This is a genomic window from Ohessyouella blattaphilus (assembly GCF_024721265.1).
Taxonomy (GTDB): Bacteria; Bacillota; Clostridia; order Lachnospirales; family Lachnospiraceae; genus Aequitasia; species Aequitasia blattaphilus_A.
Genome location: NZ_JAMXOC010000049.1, coordinates 1 through 4,603, shown reverse-complemented (window position 1 = coordinate 4,603; position 4,603 = coordinate 1). Strand labels below are relative to the sequence as shown.

At 42.1% G+C, this 4,603-nt stretch carries 2 protein-coding genes and 4 tRNA genes; all 6 read left to right on the top strand.

Annotation, left to right across the window (positions count from 1 at the left end; genetic code table 11):
* The first annotated feature begins 87 nt into the window (after positions 1–87).
* The 6 genes from NHH16_RS15055 to NHH16_RS15030 all read left to right on the top strand — a co-directional run bounded on the left by NHH16_RS15055 (position 88) and on the right by NHH16_RS15030 (position 4,521).
* A tRNA-Tyr gene (locus NHH16_RS15055) sits at positions 88–169 on the top strand.
* A 37-nt stretch (positions 170–206) separates the two neighbouring features.
* Positions 207–280 (top strand) — tRNA-Met (locus tag NHH16_RS15050).
* Between the two features lie 32 nt (positions 281–312).
* Positions 313–385: transfer RNA gene (locus NHH16_RS15045), tRNA-Phe, on the top strand.
* Between the two features lie 24 nt (positions 386–409).
* Positions 410–482: transfer RNA gene (locus NHH16_RS15040), tRNA-Lys, on the top strand.
* Between the two features lie 329 nt (positions 483–811).
* Positions 812–3,373: a cation-translocating P-type ATPase gene (locus NHH16_RS15035; RefSeq protein WP_262070413.1), complete on the top strand. Its 2,562-nt coding sequence runs from the start codon at positions 812–814 to the stop codon at positions 3,371–3,373.
* Complete coding sequence (locus tag NHH16_RS15030) at positions 3,373–4,521, top strand: AI-2E family transporter (protein ID WP_262070412.1); 1,149 nt, start codon at positions 3,373–3,375, stop codon at positions 4,519–4,521. Before NHH16_RS15035 ends, NHH16_RS15030 begins: the two co-directional genes overlap by 1 nt.
* Positions 4,522–4,603 lie beyond the last annotated feature (82 nt).

The following is a 4,603-nucleotide window of genomic DNA, read 5'->3' as shown; positions in this document are numbered from 1 at the left end:
GGAGAGCACCTGCCTTACAAGCAGGGGGTCATAGGTTCGAGCCCTATTGGTCCCACTCACTTTTTTAGATAAGTGATTATATAACATGGATGGGTTCCCGAGTGGCCAAAGGGGGCAGACTGTAAATCTGTTGGCAACGCCTTCGAAGGTTCGAATCCTTCTCCATCCACTTTCCTTTTAAGAAAAGGATACAAAATTCATATTGACGCGGGGTGGAGCAGTCTGGAAGCTCGTCGGGCTCATAACCCGAAGGTCATAGGTTCAAATCCTATCCCCGCTACTCAGTGCAGTGATAATATCCTGCGCGTAGATGCCCAGATAGCTCAGTCGGTAGAGCAGAGGACTGAAAATCCTCGTGTCGCTGGTTCGATTCCGGCTCTGGGCATTTTTACTGCAATAACATAAGTACGGGCGTGTAGCTCAGTTGGTAGAGCACTTGACTTTTAATCAAGTTGTCCGGAGTTCGAACCTCCGCACGCTCACTTTAAAAAAAGTAAGTGATTTTGATTATTTAGGAAAATAGTCAAGGTCACTTATTTTTGAATTCTAATACTTTTATAAAATACGCCAAATAGGTTTGACATTGGCCTGAAAAGCTCTTATTATATGATATGTACTAGTAGTAAAAGGGAGTAACTTGCGCAATAACCTTAGTGTATGCGTTTACGATTCCGTCAATTCGATGCCTAGCATCCGGGACGTAAATAATAAGTGAGACTTTTATTGCATAATATTAGGTTATGCAGTAATTGTCTTTTTTTATGTGTAAAAACATACTTTAGAAGACGTCTGCAAGAAAGAGAGGATATATATGTTAACAAGTGAACAAGCTAGAAAAAATCAGGAAAAGTACGGATTTAATGAATTAGTTGAGGGCAAGAAGAAAACCCCGGTGCAAATCTTTTTAGAGCAGTTTAAAGATTTTCTAGTTATCATCTTAATTATTGCGGCGATTGCCTCAGGCTTTTTAGGTGATATCGAGAGTGCGGTGGTAATCTTTATCGTCATCACGATTAATGCCATTTTGGGAACCGTTCAGACGTTAAAGGCAGAACAGTCTTTAAATAGTCTAAAGACCCTTTCAGCGCCGACGGCAAAGGTTATTCGGGATAACAATATGTACGAGATTCCTTCGAGAGAGGTTACCATTGGCGACCGGGTAATTCTTGAGGCAGGTGACTACGTTCCGGCGGATGGAACGCTAATTGAGTGTGCTAGCCTTAAAGTCGATGAAAGTATGCTTACCGGCGAGAGCTTAGCAGCGGAGAAGTCCCTAGAGGAGGCTCCAGCAGGTGCCCCCCTTGGCGACCAAACGAATAAGGTCTTTTCCGGGAGCTTTGTGACCTATGGACGAGCTGGTTATGAGGTGACGGGTATTGGGATGGAGACAGAGGTCGGCAAGATTGCGACTTTGATTCATTCTGCCCAGGAGAAAAGAACGCCACTACAAGTGAACCTAGACGATTTTGGCAAGAAGCTATCCATTGTTATTCTTATTTTCTGTGGAATTCTCATGGGCGTATCGATCTATAAAGCTGGTCATTTCGATAAAAATGTGTTTGCTGATGCGTTCCTCTTTGCGGTAGCCTTAGCAGTAGCAGCCATCCCGGAGGCACTGAGTTCGATTGTAACCATTGTCCTCTCTTTTGGTACCCAGAAGATGGCAAAAGAGAATGCCATTATCCGGAAGTTACAAGCCGTGGAGGGACTTGGTAGCGTTTCAATTATCTGTTCTGATAAGACGGGAACTCTAACCCAGAATAAGATGACGGTAGAAGACTACTATGTGGATAACCAAAGAGTTACGGTGGATAAAATTGATATTAAGCAACCAGATCAAAAATTTCTTCTCCACTCCAGTATGCTTTGTAATGATTCTACGAACGTAGGGGGCAAAGAAATCGGTGATCCGACAGAAACAGCTCTAATTAACTTGGGTTCTAACTTTGGTTATGAAACCCTAGAACTACGTCAGAAATATAAAAGAGTCTACGAGATTCCTTTTGATAGTGATCGGAAGCTAATGAGCACAACCCATGACTTAAAAGAAGGGTATGCGATGCTAACGAAAGGTGCGGTTGATGTGTTAATCAACCGTCTGACGAAGATTAAGATTAACAATGAAGTCAGAGAAATTACGTCTGAGGACTTAAAGAAAATTGAGGAGATGAACCGAGAGTTTTCTGAGGATGGTCTGCGGGTTCTAGCTTTTGGTTATAAAGAGCTTACCGAGAAAAAGCCAATTTCCGTAGAGGATGAAGCAGACTTGACCTTCTTAGGTTTGATTGCCATGATGGACCCACCGAGAGGCGAGTCGAAAGACGCGGTAGCCGAGTGTATTGCAGCTGGTATTAAACCGGTGATGATCACGGGTGACCATAAGATTACAGCGGCAGCTATTGCGAAGCGAATCGGCATTCTAAAAGACAAGAGCGAGGCCGTGGAAGGCGCTGTGATTGAAAGTATGTCAGACGAAGAATTACAGGAATTTGTACCTAAGATTTCGGTGTATGCTCGAGTCTCACCGGAGCATAAGATTCGGATTGTAAGAGCTTGGCAAGACAGAGGCAATATTGTGGCGATGACCGGTGACGGTGTGAACGATGCCCCCGCCCTTAAGCAAGCGGATATCGGTGTAGCCATGGGGATTACGGGAACGGAAGTATCGAAAGATGCGGCGTCCATGATTCTGACAGATGATAACTTTGCGACCATTATTAAAGCCGTTAAAAACGGCAGAAATATTTATGCAAATATTAAACACTCCATTCAGTTCTTACTGTCTGGTAACTTCGGTGCGATTCTTGCCGTCTTAGCAGCTTCCCTAGCTAGTTTGCCGGTACCTTTCGCCCCAGTGCACTTATTGTTTATCAACTTGTTAACAGATAGCTTACCAGCAATTGCCTTAGGTTTAGAACCACATTCAAATGAGGTCATGAAAGAGAAACCTCGCCCGAAAGGGGAATCTATTTTAACGGGCAATTTCTTACTTAGTATTGGTCTAGAAGGCTTCGTAATTGGGTTGATGACCATGGTAGCTTTTATGATTGGATACAAGACGGACGGAGCGCTATTAGCTCAAACAATGGCATTTGGTACTTTATGTATGGGTCGTCTGGTACACGGCTTTAACTGTAAAGCGAATAAGCCGGTTATTTTTACGAAGAGATTTTTTGATAACTGGTATTTAATCGGCGCCTTTGCTTTAGGACTATTATTAATTGTTGCTGTTCTTGTTATTTCCGATTTACACAATATGTTTAAGGTGCAGACCCTTAACCTGTCTCAACTAGGAATCGTCTTTGGTCTGGCCTTGCTTAACTTGCCGATTATTCAGTTGCTAAAACGCCTTCGCTATGGGAGTAATAATTAATGGAATTTAACAAGGAAAACATGAGAAAAATAAAAGAGCTAATCGTCTTTGTGGCCCTGGTGGTGGTGGCGATTTGGAATTACCAGGTCGTCCTGGAGGTCTTAGGGTATATTTTAGGTATTATCTTTCCCTTTATCGTGGGCGGAGCAATTGCCTTCGTCTTAAACGTGCCCCTTTCCTTTATTCAAAAGAAATTGTTTTCTCCTAAGGTAACGGAAAAGCACAAGACTCTAAAGAAACTAGCCAGGCCCCTTAGTTTGGTTCTTTTACTTCTACTTGTAATAGGAGCTTTAGCGGTTATTATTTTAGTTGTTATTCCGCAAGTAGGGGATTCTCTTGTACAATTAGGTGTTAGCATTAAGAAATTCGTACCGAAAGTGGTGGCTTGGGGAGAAGACCTTTTTAAAAATAATCAAGACCTTCTGAACCTTTTTAACGAGATAGAGTTTGATTGGGCGGGGATTGTGGATAAAGGGATGGCTACCTTTAACCAAGGCTTAAATGCTGTCGTAAGCTCGACTTTTTGGGTAGCTCAAAAAGTAATTAGCGGTATTACTACCTTTTTTATTGCCTTTGTTTTTGCCATCTACATTCTTATTCAAAAAGAAAAGTTAGGTATTCAGGTTCAGAAACTATTTTATGCCTTTTTAAACAAAAGGCACGCAGATAGGATGATGGAAATTGCCTCCCTTACGTATAAGGCTTTCTCTAATTTTCTAACGGGACAATGCCTAGAAGCGGTTATCTTAGGATCGATGTTCTTCATTGCAATGTCAATTTTCAAGTTTCCTTACGCTTTGTTAGTAGCCTTAGTAATTACGGTGACGGCGATGATTCCTATCTTTGGCGCTTTTATCGGCTGCGCCCTAGGAGCTTTTTTGATCTTAATGGTAAACCCGATGCAGGCTGTAGGTTTTATTGTGATGTTCTTGGTGCTACAGCAGATAGAAGGTAATTTAATCTACCCTCACGTAGTAGGAAACTCGGTAGGCTTGCCATCCATTTGGGTTTTAGTTGCCGTTACAGTCGGCGGAAGTTTGATGGGGATTGTCGGGATGCTGATCTTTATTCCTTTGACTTCGGTAATCTATACCTTGTTAAAAGTGAATGTGAATAAGCGTTTAGAAAAAAAAGAAATCAAAATGTAAAAGAATAATCTATCAGAAACCACGGGTCAGCTCTGAAAGGTAAAAATAATTCGCACTAATGCAGCCTATATACAGGCTGCAT

Coding starts and splice junctions, on each gene's coding strand:
- NHH16_RS15030 (WP_262070412.1), top strand. CDS start 3,373: ATGGAATTTAACAAGGAAAACATGAGAAAAATAAAAGAGCTAATCGTC.
- NHH16_RS15035 (WP_262070413.1), top strand. CDS start 812: ATGTTAACAAGTGAACAAGCTAGAAAAAATCAGGAAAAGTACGGATTT.